Source organism: Polycyclovorans algicola TG408 (assembly GCF_000711245.1).
GTDB classification, from domain to species: Bacteria; Pseudomonadota; Gammaproteobacteria; order Nevskiales; family Nevskiaceae; genus Polycyclovorans; species Polycyclovorans algicola.
The window spans coordinates 891168-907030 of the sequence record NZ_JOMH01000001.1 but is presented as its reverse complement, the minus strand read 5'-3'; the positions used below and the strand labels follow the sequence as shown (position 1 = coordinate 907030).

At 65.5% G+C, this 15863-nt stretch carries 13 protein-coding genes and 1 pseudogene; 3 read left to right on the top strand and 11 right to left on the bottom strand.

The features are described 5' to 3' along the window. Positions 1-88 precede the first annotated feature (88 nt). Entirely contained in the window at positions 89-1705 is a 1617-nt protein-coding gene (locus U741_RS0104365; protein WP_029889271.1) for a flavin-containing monooxygenase, read from the top strand. Positions 1706-1741: 36 nt separating this feature from the next. Here U741_RS0104365 and U741_RS19635 read toward each other — a convergent pair whose 3' ends face one another. The 8 genes and pseudogenes from U741_RS19635 to U741_RS0104330 all read right to left on the bottom strand — a co-directional run bounded on the left by U741_RS19635 (position 1742) and on the right by U741_RS0104330 (position 11554). Further along, a complete protein-coding gene (locus tag U741_RS19635) occupies positions 1742-2053 on the bottom strand; it encodes a class I adenylate-forming enzyme family protein (RefSeq protein ID WP_235200654.1) in 312 nt (103 codons plus the stop codon). A gap of 174 nt (positions 2054-2227) precedes the next feature. Beyond that, a pseudogene (locus U741_RS19630) lies at positions 2228-3231 on the bottom strand (AMP-binding protein); the annotation flags it as partial. 216 nt (positions 3232-3447) lie between these two features. Further along, on the bottom strand, positions 3448-4773 hold the full coding sequence (locus U741_RS0104355) for an NADH:flavin oxidoreductase/NADH oxidase family protein (protein WP_043110188.1): 1326 nt from the start codon (positions 4771-4773) through the stop codon (positions 3448-3450). Between the two features lie 5 nt (positions 4774-4778). Next, positions 4779-5180 carry a nuclear transport factor 2 family protein gene (locus U741_RS0104350; protein WP_029889269.1) on the bottom strand — a complete coding sequence of 134 codons (402 nt, stop codon included), beginning with the start codon at positions 5178-5180 and terminating at the stop codon, positions 4779-4781. 86 nt (positions 5181-5266) lie between these two features. Next, entirely contained in the window at positions 5267-8050 is a 2784-nt protein-coding gene (locus U741_RS0104345) for a winged helix-turn-helix domain-containing protein (RefSeq protein WP_029889268.1), read from the bottom strand. 281 nt (positions 8051-8331) lie between these two features. Continuing rightward, on the bottom strand, positions 8332-9111 hold the full coding sequence (locus U741_RS0104340; RefSeq protein WP_029889267.1) for an SDR family NAD(P)-dependent oxidoreductase: 780 nt from the start codon (positions 9109-9111) through the stop codon (positions 8332-8334). Positions 9112-9143: 32 nt separating this feature from the next. Then, positions 9144-10331 carry a DUF1214 domain-containing protein gene (locus U741_RS0104335; RefSeq protein ID WP_152551490.1) on the bottom strand — a complete coding sequence of 396 codons (1188 nt, stop codon included), beginning with the start codon at positions 10329-10331 and terminating at the stop codon, positions 9144-9146. A gap of 41 nt (positions 10332-10372) precedes the next feature. After that, a complete protein-coding gene (locus U741_RS0104330) occupies positions 10373-11554 on the bottom strand; it encodes a sulfotransferase family protein (protein ID WP_029889265.1) in 1182 nt (393 codons plus the stop codon). Between the two features lie 185 nt (positions 11555-11739). Here U741_RS0104330 and U741_RS0104325 point away from each other — a divergent pair, with 185 nt between their 5' ends. Further along, on the top strand, positions 11740-12525 hold the full coding sequence (locus U741_RS0104325) for an NUDIX hydrolase (RefSeq protein WP_029889264.1): 786 nt from the start codon (positions 11740-11742) through the stop codon (positions 12523-12525). A 44-nt stretch (positions 12526-12569) separates the two neighbouring features. Here U741_RS0104325 and U741_RS0104320 read toward each other — a convergent pair whose 3' ends face one another. Next, complete coding sequence (locus tag U741_RS0104320) at positions 12570-13100, bottom strand: hypothetical protein (RefSeq protein ID WP_029889263.1); 531 nt, start codon at positions 13098-13100, stop codon at positions 12570-12572. Between the two features lies 1 nt (position 13101). Beyond that, entirely contained in the window at positions 13102-14298 is a 1197-nt protein-coding gene (locus U741_RS0104315) for a phosphotransferase family protein (RefSeq protein WP_029889262.1), read from the bottom strand. A gap of 310 nt (positions 14299-14608) precedes the next feature. On the opposite strand from U741_RS0104315, the gene U741_RS0104310 reads away from it, so the two are divergent. Next, positions 14609-15202, top strand: coding sequence for a MarR family winged helix-turn-helix transcriptional regulator (locus tag U741_RS0104310; protein ID WP_052378486.1), 594 nt, complete (start codon positions 14609-14611; stop codon positions 15200-15202). A gap of 30 nt (positions 15203-15232) precedes the next feature. Here U741_RS0104310 and U741_RS0104305 read toward each other — a convergent pair whose 3' ends face one another. Next, positions 15233-15739 (bottom strand): winged helix DNA-binding protein, encoded by a 507-nt coding sequence (locus U741_RS0104305; RefSeq protein WP_029889260.1) that lies wholly within the window; start codon positions 15737-15739, stop codon positions 15233-15235. Positions 15740-15863: the final 124 nt, after the last annotated feature.

Below are 15863 nucleotides of genomic sequence, written 5' to 3'. Positions count from 1 at the left end.
GGTAGCGTCGGAATGCACCGGTCTCGGCTACCGTCTCCCCACTTATTCGCGTCGCCGCATGACGCGAACCTTCAAGGAGACCAGCACCATGAACATGCCCGCAAACACCGCCAACGACACGCTCGACGCCGTGGTGATCGGCGCCGGCTTTGCCGGCCTCTACGCCTTGCACCGACTGCGTGAAATGGGCTTGAACGTGCGCGGACTCGAGGCCGGCAGCGGGGTGGCCGGGACCTGGTACTGGAACCGCTACCCCGGCGCACGCACCGACTCCGCCTCCGAGGTCTATCAATACTGGTTCTCGGACGAGCTGCTCAACGACTGGAACTGGAGTGAGCGCTTTCCCGCCCAGGAAGAGACCGAGCGGTATCTGAACTTTGTGACCGACCGCCTGAAGCTTCGCCCCTTGATCCGCTTCAACAGCCGTGTGGCGTCGGCTCACTGGGACGACACGACCGACCTGTGGACGGTGACCACCGATCAGGGCGAATCCATCCATTGCCGCTATCTGCTGTCGTGCCTGGGGCCGCTGTCAGAGCCGAAAGTGCCGCCCTTCAAAGGGCACGAGAACTTCAAGGGTCGCTTCCTGCACACCTCGCGCTGGCCCAAGGGCGGCATCGACTTGTCCGGCAAGCGCGTCGGGGTGATCGGCACCGGGGCCACCGGCGTGCAGGTGATCCAGACCATCGCCGGGCAGGTGGGCGAGCTCTTCGTGTTTCAGCGCACACCGACCTACGCGATTCCGATGCGCAACCATGCGTTGAGCGACGAAGACCGCGCCACACTTCGTCCGCGGTACAAGGCGCTGGGCGAGGCGGTAAAACATTCGCTGACCGGCTTTGCCTTCGACATGCACCCCAAGCCCTGGGCCGAAACCACGGCCGATGAGCGGCGTGCCATTTTCGAGGCGCTGTACGCCGACGGCTCGCTGATCATGTGGGGCGGCAATTTCGCCGAGGTGCTGGTCGACCCGGTCGCCAACGAAGAGCTCTCGGCATTCATGCGCGAGAAGATGCGCGCCCGCATCACCAAGCCAGGCGTTGCCGACAAGCTGATTCCGCAATACGGCTTCGGCACGCGGCGGCCGCCGCTGGACAGCGGCTATCTGGAAGCCTTTAACCGCGACAACGTGCACCTCGTTGACCTCAAGGCAGCGCCCATCGAGTGCATTACCGAGGCCGGCATCCGCACCCGGGATGGCGAATACCCGCTGGACATCATCGTGCTGGCCACCGGGTTCGACGCCGGCACCGGGGCGATCAATGCCATCGATATTCGCGGCCGTGACGGCGTTTCGCTAAAAGAACTCTGGGGCCGCGACATCACCACGGCCATGGGCCTGCAGAAGCATGGCTTCCCCAACTTTTTCACCTCGGCCGCGCCGCTGGCACCAGCGTCCGCATTCTGCAACGTGCCAACCTGCCTGCAGCAGCAGGTGGAATGGATCACCGACTGCATCGCCCACGTCGAAAAGGCCGGCACGGCCAAGGTGATCGAGGCCACCCAGGCGTTCGAAGACAACTGGGTCAAACATCACGATGAAGTGACCGGCGCGACGCTGATCGCCAAGGTCGACTCGTGGTGGACCGGGGCCAACATCGAAGGCAAGCCGCGCCGCGTGCTGTCCTACATCCACGTGGGCAACTATCGGCAGGCGTGTGAAGACGTTGCCCAGAAGGGCTACGAGGGTTTCGAAATACGCTGACGCCCGGCCTCATGCTGCGACCGGGCGTCGACGTCGTCAGGCCTTCGTGGCGCCGAAGCGCTCGCGCAACTGCGGCTTCTGCACCTTGCCGTTGGAGTTGCGCGGCATCACGTCGATGACCTCCAGCACGCGCGGCAGCTTGAAGCGCGCCAGGCTTTGGGCGGCGAAGTCGCGCAGCTCTTCGAGCGTGATCGACTGCCCCGCCTTGGGCACCACGATGGCCAGCACGGTTTCGCCCCACTTCTCGTCGGGAATGCCGATCACCGCTGCCTCGGCGATGGCTGGGTGGCCGTAGAGCACGCTCTCGACCTCGGCGGAATAGATGTTCTCACCGCCGCTGATGATCATATCCTTGGTGCGGTCGCAGATGGTGTAGAACCCCTCGGCATCGCGCCGCGCCACATCGCCGGTGCGGAACCAGCCATCGGCACTCAGCACCTGCGCGGTGGCCTCGGGCATGTTCCAGTAACCCTGCGTCACGTTGCCGCCACGCATGCACAGCTCGCCGGGCGTGTCCGGCTCGGTGATCTCGCGTCCATCGGCGTCAATCAGCTTGGCCTCGGTGAGCATGCCGGGCCGCCCACAAGAGCCCAGCTTGGTGGCGGCGCGGGTGGTTTCGAGGAAGGTGACCCCCGCCGTGGCCTCGGTCATGCCGTAGCACTGGCTGACCGGCACGTCGCGCGCGGCATAGGTTTTCAGCAGCGGCTCGGGCACCGGCGCGCCGCCGGCGACAATCATCCGCAGGCTGGACAGATCGGTGCCGGCAAACTTTTCATGCTGACTGGCGAACAGCATCATCGCCGGCACGGTGAAGGTCACCGTCACCTTGTAGCGCTCAAGGTCATCGAGAAATGCGCCCGGCTCGAAGCCGTCATGCAGGATGTTGTGGCCGCCGACCAAAAAAGTGACCAGCAACACCACGCATAGCCCGCCAACGTGAAACAGCGGCGCCATGTTCAGGGTCACGTCGCGCGAGGTGTAGTCCGAGGTCAGCAGCCAGTTGGCGTTGTTGCCCCAGAAATTGCGATTCGACAGCATCACGCCTTGGGCCGCCCGGTGGGGCCGGAGGTGTAGATCAGCACGGCCATGTCGTCGGGCTGACCGCCCATCAAGGCAACGCTCGCGGGTGCGGCGGCCAGTGCGGCCTCCATTGATTCCCAGCCGTCACGGCTGCCGCCAAACAGCAGATGCCGCTGGCAGCCGAGTGCGCCGCGAACGCTGTCGATGGCCTCGACATTGCGGGCGTCGGAGATCAGCGTGTGGGCACCGGCGTCGATGATGATGTCGCGCAGCTCCACCGGCGAAAGTCGGTAGTTGAGCGGCACCAGAATGGCGCCGATGCGCGAGGCCGCAAACAACAGCACCAGGGTCTGCGGGTGATTGAACGCCAGCACCGCGACACGATCGCCGCGCTGCACACCGCCGGCCGCCAACATGGCCGCGGCACGTTCGATGCGCGTCTGGAACTCGCCATAGGTCAGCGTTTCACCCTGGAAGCTGAGCGCGGGCTTTTCCGGCGCGCGCATGGCGCGGCGACGAAACCACTCGGCCATGCCTTCGGGGTGAATGCGCTCAGGTTGCGCAAGGATCTTCGGCTGCATCGGGGTCTCCTCCACGGGATCAATGGCGCCGCCCCGGTGAAGGGATCTTGTTACGCCGGAAAGGTCCAAAGAATAACGCCGCGACGGGCAACAGGTGACGCCAACCCTGCACCGAAGATCACCTCGTCGCGGGTTGGATGCTCAGGCCAGTTCGCGCACCGGCCGCACCCACGCGGCGGCGGCCTCGGTCTCGTTGGCCTTGTAGGCGTGCAGGGCGTCAAGCACGCTCATCTGCAGGTCTGGCGCGCGGCCTTCGCCGAGGTGCAGCAACTGCAGGCAGAACCAGCCCAGCAGGCCGAAGGATTCGATGCGCTTGAACAGCGCGGCGTCAGCATCGGGCCCCAGCGCGCCGGGCGCCAGTTGCAGGCCATGTTCGACCGTCGGCAAGGCGTCGACCTCACCACGCAGCAGTTGGCCCACCGCATGGTCGGGATCGACGCAGATGGGCCGGCCGATGCCCACCATTTCGCAGGCGCCGGACTGCAGGGCCTCGTTCATCGTGGCCAGGGTCCGCATGCCGCCGGTGATCATCAGTGGCATGTTGGCCAGCGGACGGATCTGCCGCGCGTAGTCGAGAAAGTAGGCCTCGCGTGCGGCGGTGCTGGCCACCACCGGGCGCCCGGCGGTCTGCGCCTGCTCGCCCAGCCCGACCATCTGCATCTGCTCGTAGTTGCCGCCGGAGATTTCCAGCAGGTCAATTGAGGCGTCGCTGAGCCAGCGCACCACCTGCATCGATTCCTCAAAGCTGAATCCGCCTTTCTGGAAGTCGGCCGAGTTGAGCTTGACCGAGATCGGGAAGTCGGCCCCCACTGCGCGCCGCACCGACCTGACGATCTCCATCAGCAGCCGCGCGCGGTTTTCCAGCGGGCCGCCCCATTCGTCATCGCGCTGGTTGGCGAGCGGGCTGAGAAACTGCGAGATCAGATACCCGTGCGCAGCGTGCAGTTGAATCCCGGTAAAGCCACATTCACGCGCAGTGACCGCCACATGCGTAAAGCGGCGAATGACGTCGCGAATCTGCGCGACGCTCATCGCCTGCGCCTGGCCACAACCGGCCTCGGCCATTGGCAGCGAGATCGCCGACGGTGCCAGGGGCTGTGCGTTGATCGCCGCCGGGGTCTGGCGACCGGCATGGTTGATCTGCATCCAGAAGTGCGCGCCATTCGCGGTGGCGACGCGTGCCAGCGCCCGCAACTGATCGAGTCCACCGTTTCCGTCGATGGCGATGTTGCCGGGGCGCTCCAGGTGTTGCCGGTCAACCTGAACATTGCCGGTCAGCATCACGCCAAAGTCGTTGGCCGCCCACCGCTGGTAGAGGCGCAGATGGCGTTCGGTGGCGCGGTTATCGGCATCGGCCAGGCCTTCGGTCATCGCCGCCTTGGCGAGCCGGTTGCGCAGAACCGCGCCGCAGGGCAGCGTCAGCGGGGCGTTAAGCAGGCGGGTATTGGCGGGCGTCTCGGGGCGCATGCGCGTCAGCCGCCCAGAATCTCGGCGGTGTGCATGGTGTCGAGGTACTCCTTCACCGCCGCCACCTTGCCGTCGCGTACCAGCACCAAGAAGTGGTATTCGTTGTTGTAGACGCGGCCGTCGGGAAATTCGCCAAACGATTCGGCTTCAACCGCCACGCGGTCGCCCTCGGCCGTCATGGCCTTGGGGGTGATTTTCAGGCCGTTCTTCATGGTCGGGACGATCGAGTTCAGCAGCTCGCCCATCTGCGCCTTGGTCTTGAGCCCGGCCAGCGGAAACAGTCGCGTCTTGCCGCCAATCCACCAGGTGGCGTCGTCGGTCATCATCGCCAGCGCACCGGCGACGTCACTGCGGCCGAAGCAGGCGAAAAACTCGGCGGCCAAGGCTTTGTTCTGTTCCAGATTCATCTCGCATCCTCTCGTGATTAGGGTGGGGTATCGGCCCCAGCTTCCGGCCTTCGCCCGCCATCACGAACCCCCAAACGGGGGGTCGGTCAGGACGGCGGCGGGTCGTCAGAGATCAAGGCCATCTGCCGGGCGCGGTGCACGGCGAGGGTGCGCCGCGACACCCCCAGCTTTCCGTAAACATTTTTCAGGTGCCATTTCACGGTCTCGGCACCGAGTTGCAGGGCGCGCGCCGCCTGCTCGTTGGACAGCCCGCGGGCGATCAGCGTCAGCACGTCCAGTTCGCGCTTGCTCAGCGGTTCGATCAGGGTCACCGCGCTGCGCGCCTTGGGTGCCGCGCCGGCGGAAATGCCGAGCACAGTCTGTAGCTGGTCGCGCCATTTCAACGCCGCCGGTGTTTGCGGCCATGCGGTCTCCGGCAGGCGTCGCAGCAGTCTGGCGAAGCCCTCGCCCTCGTCGGCCAGCGAGCGGATGAGACCGGAGGCCGCGCCCAATTGCAGCAGCTTGACAACCTGGATCTGGGCGTCGTCCGGCCGCCCGGCGCGGTCGAGGGCGACGGCCAGCAGGGCGCGGGTTCGCGCATCAAGGTAGGGGCTGCGGTCTTCGCGGGCGTCGTCCATCACGCCTTCGAGCGCGGTCACCGCATCAATGGCGCGCCCCGCATGCAACCGGGTGCGGGCGCGCGCAATGGCCATTACCCGCCAGGTTTCCGAGGCGGCGCCCAGCGCGTCCGGCGCGCGGGCTGGTAGCAGCCCTTCAAGCCGGACCTGCGCTGCGCGGGCGTCCAGCGGATGGTCTTCGAGCAGATACAGACGCACCCGCTCGGCCAGACACACGGCGGTCAAGCGGCCCCAGCCGCGCCGGTTGGCGAGCAGCTCGCCACGATCAAGCAGTGCATGGGCAGTGTCATGGTCGCCACGGACCATGGCCAGCCGCGTGAGCGACAGGTAGGCTGAGCGCACCGAATCCAGGTAACAGGCCTCGTCGACGATATCGAGCCGGTCGGCGAGCAACTGGTCGACCTCATCAAGCTGGTTCCACTCGTAGTGGAGGGCCGCCAACGAGCACGCCACCAGCGTCGCGGCGGCGGAGCGTCGGCCGGCGTGGCGTTCGGCCAGCGCCAGCGCTTCACGCAGGCGGCGGGCGGCCTCGAAGAGTTGGGCTTCGCGCAGGTCACAGGCACTCAGCGTCGCGGCGCGGTAACACTGGGTGAACAGGTTGCGTGTGCGGTCACGCGACAGCGGGTACAAGTCGGCGCTCTGCATGGTGCGCGCCTCGGCCACCCGCCCGGCCTTCTGGTAGCAGTGCGTGAGGCCGTTGAGCGTGGCCTGCACCGCCCAGACCACCGGTTCGTCGCCGGCCGTGCCGTCGCGCAGGCGTTCGACAAATTGCTCACCGAATGGCAACGCGCCGACGGTGTCGTCCTGCAGCGCGGTGATGCAGAAACGCAGCGCCAGCAGTTCGGATTCGACCGCCGCAGGGTCCAGCCCATGCTCGGCCAGCGCCAACGATTCACCTTGCGCGTCCAGGTCGTCGACGATGGCCATGGCGGCGTCCAGCTCGATGGTCAGCAGCAGCGCCCAGGCCACCGCGAGGCGCAGGCGGGGCCGCGCACGGATGGCCGGCGGCGGCAGCTTGCGCGCCCAGGTCAGCAACACGTGCACGCGGCTGTCTTCGACCTCGCGCATCGCACAGTGCTCGACCCACTCGGCAGCAAGATCGAGTCGCTCGGCCGCGAGCGCATGGCGCACCGCCTCGGCCCACAGCCGCTGCCCGGCAAACCAGTGGGCCGCGCGGGTGTGCAGGGGGATCACCTCGTCCGGGAAGCGGCGCAGCAGCTCAGCCCGCAGAAAATCACGGAACAGCGCGTGGAAGCGGAACCAGCGCTGCGCATCATCCAGCGATTGCACGAAGGCGTTGCGTTGATGCAAACCCGCCAGTTGGTCGGCGGCATCGGTGCGACCGGTCACCGCCTCGCAGAGCGGACCGTTGAAGCGTTCGAGGATGGCGCTGCGCAGCAGAAACTCAACGGTGTGCGGGGCCAGGCTGGGCAGCACCGCCTCGGCAAGGTAGTCATTGATCGCGCGAAAGCGGCCGGGCAGCGCGTCGATGACCCGCGACGCATCGGTCTGGTCGCGCAGTGAAATCGCCGCCAGTTGCATGCCCGCCACCCAGCCTTCGGTGGCGTCGTGCAGGGCGCGTGACTGGCCGGCATCGAGGTTGAGTGCGGCCACCTCGCCAAAGAAACGCCGCGCATCATCGAGGTCAAAACGCAGGTGGCTGGCGTCGATCTCCACCAGGTCGTCGTGGGCGCGCAGGTAGGCCAGCGGCAGTGGCGGCTCGGCGCGTGCGGCGATCACCACATGCAGGGTGTCGGGCGCGTGCAGCAGCAGGAATGACAACAGGTCGTGGATGACCGCCGCCGAGATACGGTCGTAGTCATCGAGAATCAGTGTGACCGGCGCGTCGATGGTGTCCAGCGCGTTGATCAGCGAGGTGAGCATCACCTTGGGCGGCGCGCTCTCGGGGTCGGCCGAGAGCTCGGGCGCGTGGTCGGCCAACTCGCCCAGCGCGTCACTTAGCGCCCGGATCACGTAATGGACGAACGAGCCAGGGTCGTTGTCGTCTTCGTCCAGGGTCAGCCACGCCACCGGGCGTCCTGCGGCCAACCGCTGGCCGCGCCAGTCGGCGAGCACCGTGGTCTTGCCGAAGCCGGCAGGGGCGCGCAGCACGGTTAGCAGCCGTTCGGCCCCCAGACTCAAAAGGCTGAGCGCACGGTCGCGCGGCACCGTCCGTCGCGACGCCCGGGGGGGCTCGAACTTGGTGCGGATGACGCGGGCATGCGTCGGGCTGGCAGCCTTCTTGCGCGGCATCTCTCCTCCAGCGCCACGAGGCCGAAAAGGCCAGGGCAGTGCCACGTTAGGAACTGCCAGGGTCCCGGTCAAGCCGCTTTAGGCACACCCCAGGAAGCCTCTGAAAAACGTAGCGAGCGAAGCTCAGTTCGCGTTCCGCCGGAGCGCAGGGAACGGAATGTACTGGAGTACATGAGTATTCCGAGCACTGCCGGCTTTTGGCCCCGGACGGGGCTGACAGATGTCAGGCCCGCTTAAGTCAAAAGCCGAAATGACGAGCGCAGTAGTCTTGCAGAGGTTTCCTAAAAGAGATACACCGAGTGCCCGGCATCCACGGTCACCACCGCGCCGTTCATGTGGCTGGAGGCGTCACTGGCCAAAAGCAGCAGTGGGCCGTCCAGCTCTTCGACCCGCCCCAGCCGCTTCAGGGGGTGGCGCTCGATCAACGCCTTGCCGGCCTCGGACTCAAACAGCGAGGCGGCCATCTCGGTCTGGAAATACCCCGGCGAGATCGCGTTGACGCGGATGCCCTGACCGTTGAGGTCCACGGCCATCGACCGTGTCAGCTGGATGGCGGCGGCCTTGAGCGTGCCGTAGGTGGGAATGCCGGGAATCACCTGCTCGCCGATGATGGAGGTGATGTTGACGATGGCGCCCGGCTCACCGGCGGCGATCAGACGCCGCGAGAAGCTGCGGCAGGTGCGCATCATGCCGGTGAAATTGACGTTGAGCAGTGCCTCCCAGTTTTCGTCCTTGACGTCGGGAAACAGGCCGAAGTCCACCTGTGCCGCGCAGTTGACCAGCACGTTGACGCGGCCGAAGGCCTGCTCGGCGGCGTCGAACACCGCTTCAACTCCGGCGGTGCTACCGACATCGCCGGCCACCGCCACTGCCTCACCGCCCGCGTCACGAATGCTGCTGGCCACCGCCTCAAGACGCGCCTGATTGCGGGCCACGCAGACCACCCGCGCACCGGCCTCGGCCAAGGTGTGGGCGAACTGCCGCCCCATGCCCGTGCCCGCACCGGTGACCAGCGCCACCTTGCCCTGCACCGAAAACAGCGACTCGATTCTGCTTGCCATGTGTGTTGTCTCCTGGACGTGCGGGGGCGGGATTAATTGCGGCCCATGCGCTGCATGGCCCAGGCCCGATTCCGCAGAATTCGCTGCCGCTGTTCTGGCGTGACGCGCACGGTGTCGGCGGGCAGTGCGCCGTCCAGTTCGGCGAGCTTGACGCGGCGCACCGTGGGAATCGGCGTCGTGTCGGCCTCGTAATAGCGGATGGTGGCCAGGCCCTGTGCGTGCCCCCCGGCATCCAGCCAGTTGGCAACGCCGGGGTCCTGATGCGAGATCACCGCGCGGAACATGCCGTCGGCATCGACCTGCGCCTGATGGCCGTTGAGCGCGTTCTGCCGCAGGTGGAAGTCGCGCGCTTCCCAGAAATGGCTGGCAAGCTGGATGTTCCAGTAGTGGGTCTTGGGCAGTTTGACTTCGAGAATCAGCGCTTCATCCGGCCTGCAGTCGTAGGTGCCCTTGCCGTAGGTCAGCGCGCGAAAGCCGTAGTCGATGGCATGAAACGCCATCTGGTTGGGCGGCTGCTGGTAGTAAACCTCGACCGATTGGCGGAACACCGGCGGCACCTGTTCGAGGAAGTCACAGAAGCGCTCAAGGTTCTGGCGAATGGTGTCGGCGGAAAGCGGCGGCGGCGGATACACGGCGTTGTCGTTGACGATGGACAGACGCGCCATCTGCTCGGTGTCCCAGTCGTAAAAATACTGGCGCAGCACAATGTCGCAGCGGCCTTCCGGCAGTTCCACCCAGTTGAGCGCACCCGCGGGACGCTTGCGGCTGAGGAAGATCTCCACCTGGTTGCCCGGTCCGGTCTCGACGTGGCCCAGGCGCGAATGCAAGCTCCACTCGGCCAGATAGGCGAAGGTGCCGTTGCGAATCTCGATGTCGAACAGCCGTGCCGTGCCACGGTCGCCGACGATGCGGTAGACGTTGTCGCCGTGCAGCGGCGCCCACAGGTAATGACAGTCGGCCGAGGGCAGTCCCCACTGAATCTGGGTGCTCAGCAGTTGCAGAAACTGCGGATGATTCGGGTCCACCGTTTCCATGGTGATCGGCATCGCGCCACCGATCAGGCGGGTGAGCTGGCGCGCGCCCTCGGCACGGGTCAGATCATCAGCGACGCGCGGGTCATCCCAGACGAGCTTTTCCAGCTCGCCCATGGCTTTGGTGACGGTTTTCCAGACGTCGGGCGTGGCGAAGCTTTGATCTTTCAGGCGGGGGGTATGGGGCATTGCAAACTCCTGGGGCACGTTGGACGCCGTTTATGGGCGGGTCATTGAAAGCCGGCAAAGCGGCGGCGGTAGTCGGCGAAACGCGCGTTGATCATCGCGGGCGTCAGGCCGTAATCGGGGGCGGCGTAGCGATAGCTGCCGAGGTAATGCTGGGGTCGCTGTTCCTCGAACTGACGGGCGTTGGCCAGCGTTTCGGCATCGACCTCGCGCCCGGCGCGGGCGTAGATGCGGCGGATCACGCTGGCGACGTCGTCAACGATTTCCTGGTAATGCACGTCAAGAATCCGATCAGCCGGTAGCGCGTCACGAATCGCCAGATAGCGGTCCATGTTGGTGCCGAAGTAGTCGAGCATCTCGGGGCCGATCACCGCGCGGTCGATGTGATCGCTGTGCACACGGCGCATCTCTTCGGTGAGGCCGCACATGGACGGCAGAATGACCTCGGCGTCGCGGTGGCAGTGCACCACCACCGCGTCGGGGAACACCTGCAGCAGGGTGTCCAGCACGCCGGTATGGCAGGGCGACTTCATCACCCACGATCGGCCGCGCGCGCCGCCCTGCTGCCACTGCATGTATTGCATCTGGCCGTGCAGAAAATCATAGAGCGGCCGCTGGTCGGTGTTCATCGAAAAGTCGTAGAACGACGGCATGCGCGCGAACAGCCAGGTCACCACGCACTGGAAGGAGCCCTGCATCAGCAGCACTTCCTCGTCGGGCACCTCGGCCTCGGTGGGATGCCGAGCGACGAAGCCGGGAAACTGCGCGGTGATCATCTGCACCGCATCGCGTGCCATCTGGATGCGCTCGATGGGGTTGTCCGGGTCTTCACCGGGAAACGGCGCCGGGTTCATCATCCGCCAGTACATCATTGCCAGGGCCTGCGGACTGGCCGACAGCACCCGCTGCAGCTTGGTGGTGCCGGTGCGCGGCAGGCCGAGGATGACGATGGGCCGGTCGATCTTCTCGTCGAGAATTTCCGGGTGCGCCTTGATGTCGCGGACGTAGCGCAGCCGGTTGACCAGCATGTTGATCACGCCGCCGTAGGCGAGCTGCTCGCCGATGGCGCTGAGCTGCGCCTCGTTGCGAAAACCGTCGAGCACCCGGGTCAGGCCCTCCACAAACTGGCGATCACCAAAGTCGTCCAGCCCGGCCATCTGGCATGCGGCAGCCATCACCTCGGGCACCGTGTTGGGCAGGGTCACCGCTTCAGTTGCTGTGCTCATCGCATCTCCATCCGTTCTGGTCAGCGCGCCGTGATGGCAGCACCCATTGTTCTCAAGCTGCAGCGTAGAAAACCCGGTTGGCCGGCATAACCCCATAACGGGGGGGCGCGCGTCCACCCCAAACGGCGCCCGGTTGGTTACCCTGCTGCGCAATCAAAACAACAAAGCTTTGGAGAAACCCAGACATGACCGAACCCGTACAGACCACGCGCCTGGCCGCGACCATCTTGATGCTGCGTGAAGGTGCCGAGGGCATGGAGGTGTTCATGGTGGTGCGACACCAGCAGATCGACTTCGCCTCTGGCGCGCTGGTATTCCCGGGCGGCAAGCTCGCGGCCGGCGACACCGATCCCCGCGTGCGTGCGCGCTGCATCGGTGCCGAAACCCTGTCAGACGACGAACTGGCGCTGCGGGTCTGCGGCATACGCGAAGCATTCGAGGAGTGTGGCCTGCTGTTGGCGCGCACCGGGGCGGGCTCGGCGCTTGTCGATGTGGCCCGGGTGACGCAACTTGGCGATCAATACCGGCGAGCGCTGGACCAGGGCGAGCTGGGCATTGCCGACATGCTGGAAGCCGAGGACCTGCGGTTGTGTGTCGACGCGCTGGTGCCATTCGCCCACTGGATCACCCCCACCTTCATGCCGAAACGCTTCGACACCTACTTTTATCTGGCGGCGGCGCCGGCCGAGCAGGTGGCGCTGCACGACGGCTTTGAGGCGGTCGATTCGGCGTGGCTGCGGCCGGCCGACGTGATTGAAGACGCCGCCGCCGGTCGACGCACGGTGGTGCCCGCGACCCTGCTCAACGTACAGAAACTCGGGCAGCAAGCGCACGTCGGCGAGGCGCTGGCAGCCGCCCGCACCCAGCCCATCGTCACCGTGCAGCCGGTGTCGGTCGAACGCCCCGAGGGGATGTGGCTGGAAATTCCCGAAGCCGCCGGCTACGGCGTCAACGGCTTCGCGATGCCTTGACGTGCCCATGCCGCGCGCGTCACGGCGCGGCATGGGGTGCACGCTCAGTCGGCTTTGACGTCCGGCAGCAAGGTGTCGATGGCGGGGATGGCCGACGGGTCTGGCTCCCAACCCTGAGCCATGACCCACGCGCGCTCGCGCAGCAACTGCGCCGAGGTCATGGCCAGCACGGTCTTTTGCACGCGGTCCTGTACCGGGGCATCAGCACTGCGGAACGCCTCGGAAATCACCGCGCCGGTCGACGCGCGCAGCGCCCGCACAGCCGCGACGACTTCAGCGGGGTCGGCCTTGGCGCGCTCAAGCACCTGCGACCCGCGCTGCTGCTGGGCGACCAGCTCGGGCTGATCGGCACCGGTGGCGCGTTGCAGTTCGGTGGCGAACTCCAGCAGGCGGCCCAGCTCGTCGCAGTCGTATTGAAACTGCATGGGAATCTGCTTGCCCATCAGCCCCAGCAAGCCAATCACCAGCCGGGTCTGCTCGTGAGCGAGCTTGTTGTCGGCATCGACGGCGGGCAGCACGACGTCGGTCAGCGCCTTGATCATGCTTTGAATCTGTATGTCGGGACGCATCTGCATGTCAGGCTCCTTTCTCGATGAGACCGCGCATTTCTTCCTGCAAGAGCGCACCGATGCCCATCAACCAGGTGACGAGCACGTCCTGGTGGGTCTTGCCGCCGCGGGCAACGCGGTAGCCGGTGGCCAGCACCAGCGTCACCATCATGAAATCGTTGTAGACCTTGTGCCAGTGCACCGACTTTGGGTCCACGCTCAGCCCCGAGGCCTTTTCGTAGTCTTCGAAGAAGGCTGACTCAGGTTGCATGCCGCAGACCAGGAAGGTCTTGCCGTCGGTGTCGTAGTGGCCGAACGCATGGCTGGTGGTCCATGCAAGGTCCTGATGCCGGTCGCCGATGCGGCCCAGCTCCCAGTCCAACCATGCGGTGATGCGACCGTCGCTTTCGTTGAACAGGAAGTTGCCCGAGCGGTAGTCGGCGTGGACGATCACCGGCCGATCCAGCGACGGCTTGTTGCGGCGCAGCCATCCGGCGCAAAGGCGCATGAGCGGCGAGTCTTCGTCGCAGTCTTCTTCCCAGACGCGCTCCCACCAGTTGATGCCCCACTCGGCGCACTCCGGCCCCGGTTGCGGCACGTCAAAGGCACTGAGATCGGCCTTGGAAAAATCAAAGGTGTGAATCTTGGCGAGGTCGGCCACGAACTGCGGCGCCAGCTTGGCGCGCAAATCTGGCGGGATGAAGGTCCCCAGGCCCGACACCTTGTCGCCCGACTGGCTGGGCTTAGCAACGCCCTCGGCAAACCCGTAGATCAGCGCCGGGTAGGGCAAGAACTCGGCATCGGCGTCGCACCAGAACACCGGCGGCACCGCCACCGTGCCGTCGAGCGCCTTGATGAGCTGAAACTCGCGCAGACGGCTGGTCTCGACGATGGACGCCGCCGGCTCCATGCGCAGCACCATGCGGGTTTGCTCGCGACCAACGCCGGGGCGGTCCCAGTCCAGCCGAAATGACATCTGCAATTTCGACGCACCACCCGACAGCCACTTGGCCCCCGATATCTTGAAGTTGTCACCGATGTTGTGGGTGATCAGACGGGTGACGGATGCGACCAGCGGCTCCAGCGTTTGCGGTTCGAATCCGGGGCCGGATCGAAGCGTCAGCTTGCGGGTGAGAATGCGGTCGATCTCGCGCTCGACGGGAAAGCGCCTGCGCAACTCGGCAATCCATTCGGGGGATGGCCGGTTCTTGTCGACGACGGGCATTACATTGATCTCCTTGAATAGGCTCGCTGCTAGGTCGTGCGCCCCGCCCTGCAGTCGTTGTGATGGGTCAAAACAGTCGCGATGCCATGATAAGGCACCATATTATTTATGTCGCTGCTGCCGCTTCGTTCGATTGGAAGATCAAGCACTTCATGGGCTTGCGTTTTCGTCCATTCCCGCCTGAAGGCATATCACGTCGGGCCCGGCAAGCACGTTTCTGACAGAAATAACGATATCATCCGATCGAAACTCACCCTTAACTCGCGGTCTTCGCAGGCCATGATGGGTTCCTCACCGAGCGGAGAATAATGTGGCACGGCAACGCAAGATTGCGACGGTTGAGAAGGTGGTCAAGGCCATCGCAAAGGCCCGAGGCACTCATGACGTGTCGCTCACCCGCGGCGCGAAAAGCCCTGAGGTTGGGCCGCACGTCGCCGATGACCTGGCACGCAGCGGCATCCGCCTCAGCTTTCTGATGCATGACGTGTCACGCATGCGTCGCAGCGCGTACGACCAGCACATGAAGCCGCTGGGCGTCACCCGCGCCCAGTGGTGGGTGCTGGCGCACCTGACGCGCCACGACGGCATGATGCAGACACAGCTTGCCGACGTGCTCGAAGTCGGCAAAGCCAGCCTCGGCGACGTGATTGAAAGCCTGGAATCAGCCGGCTGGATCGTGCGCCATCCCGACCCCAGCGACCGCCGTGCAAAGCGGGTTTACCTTGCCAAACCGGCGCAGGCCCTGATTGAGCGGATGACCCAGCTCGAGGTGCAGTTCAACAATCACATCTTCGCCGGCCTGACGCCCGAAGAGCGCGATGCGATGTCGCGCGGGCTGAGCAAGGTCAAGCAGGCCATCGCGAGTTTGAGCGACCAACCGCTCGACCTGTCCTCGCCAACCTGACGCGTCGCGGCTGGCTTGTAGTGCCAGGCATCACGACTCGGCGCTGACCTTTTTTCGACCGCTTGCGGCGGCACGTCTGGGCGGCTTGCCCGCAGACCCGCCGACCTCACGAATGGCCGGCGCCACGCGGTCGATGATGTCGCTCACCCGGGTCAGAAAGTGAACGCCGTCCAAGGCTTCCGGGACGCTGAGGTGGTTCACCATGAGCTGCACGAACGCCTGTCCGCGTACCACCATCTGATCGATCTCGGTGACGCCTCGCGCGGTCAGCACCACCTCGCGCTCGCGGCCGGACTCGGGGTGCACCCGCACGTCCAGCAACTTGAAGGGGGGGCGCGCCATCACCCGCAGGGTCTTGGAGATCGCCGAGTTGCCGATCTCAAACCAGCGGGTAATTGAGCGCTCGATCTCCTTGCGCGCCAGGCTGCGTCCGCCCTCGCCCTCGTTGCGAATCAACCAGAGGATCGCGACCTGATGACGGCTCAAACGCCCGCCGCGCAGGGCGTCTTCAATGCCGATGCCGATCTTGTAATGCACCGGGTAAAAGAGCTCGACGAAATCTTTCGCCTCCTGCGAAACGACGGGAGCCTGCGCCGCTTGCGCGGCACGACTTGACCGCTTCGTGGCGGCAGGACTATCTTGTCTTCGGGACATAATTTCT

What these genes read in the sequence shown, in the direction of transcription:
- U741_RS0104365 (WP_029889271.1), top strand. Translation starts at nt 89, where the DNA reads ATGAACATGCCCGCAAACACCGCCAACGACACGCTCGACGCCGTGGTG.
- U741_RS19635 (WP_235200654.1), bottom strand. Translation starts at nt 2,053, where the DNA reads ATGATCATCAGCGGCGGTGAGAACATCTATTCCGCCGAGGTCGAGAGC.
- U741_RS0104355 (WP_043110188.1), bottom strand. Translation starts at nt 4,773, where the DNA reads ATGCGCCCCGAGACGCCCGCCAATACCCGCCTGCTTAACGCCCCGCTG.
- U741_RS0104350 (WP_029889269.1), bottom strand. Translation starts at nt 5,180, where the DNA reads ATGAATCTGGAACAGAACAAAGCCTTGGCCGCCGAGTTTTTCGCCTGC.
- U741_RS0104345 (WP_029889268.1), bottom strand. Translation starts at nt 8,050, where the DNA reads ATGCCGCGCAAGAAGGCTGCCAGCCCGACGCATGCCCGCGTCATCCGC.
- U741_RS0104340 (WP_029889267.1), bottom strand. Translation starts at nt 9,111, where the DNA reads ATGGCAAGCAGAATCGAGTCGCTGTTTTCGGTGCAGGGCAAGGTGGCG.
- U741_RS0104335 (WP_152551490.1), bottom strand. Translation starts at nt 10,331, where the DNA reads ATGCCCCATACCCCCCGCCTGAAAGATCAAAGCTTCGCCACGCCCGAC.
- U741_RS0104330 (WP_029889265.1), bottom strand. Translation starts at nt 11,554, where the DNA reads ATGAGCACAGCAACTGAAGCGGTGACCCTGCCCAACACGGTGCCCGAG.
- U741_RS0104325 (WP_029889264.1), top strand. Translation starts at nt 11,740, where the DNA reads ATGACCGAACCCGTACAGACCACGCGCCTGGCCGCGACCATCTTGATG.
- U741_RS0104320 (WP_029889263.1), bottom strand. Translation starts at nt 13,100, where the DNA reads ATGCAGATGCGTCCCGACATACAGATTCAAAGCATGATCAAGGCGCTG.
- U741_RS0104315 (WP_029889262.1), bottom strand. Translation starts at nt 14,298, where the DNA reads ATGCCCGTCGTCGACAAGAACCGGCCATCCCCCGAATGGATTGCCGAG.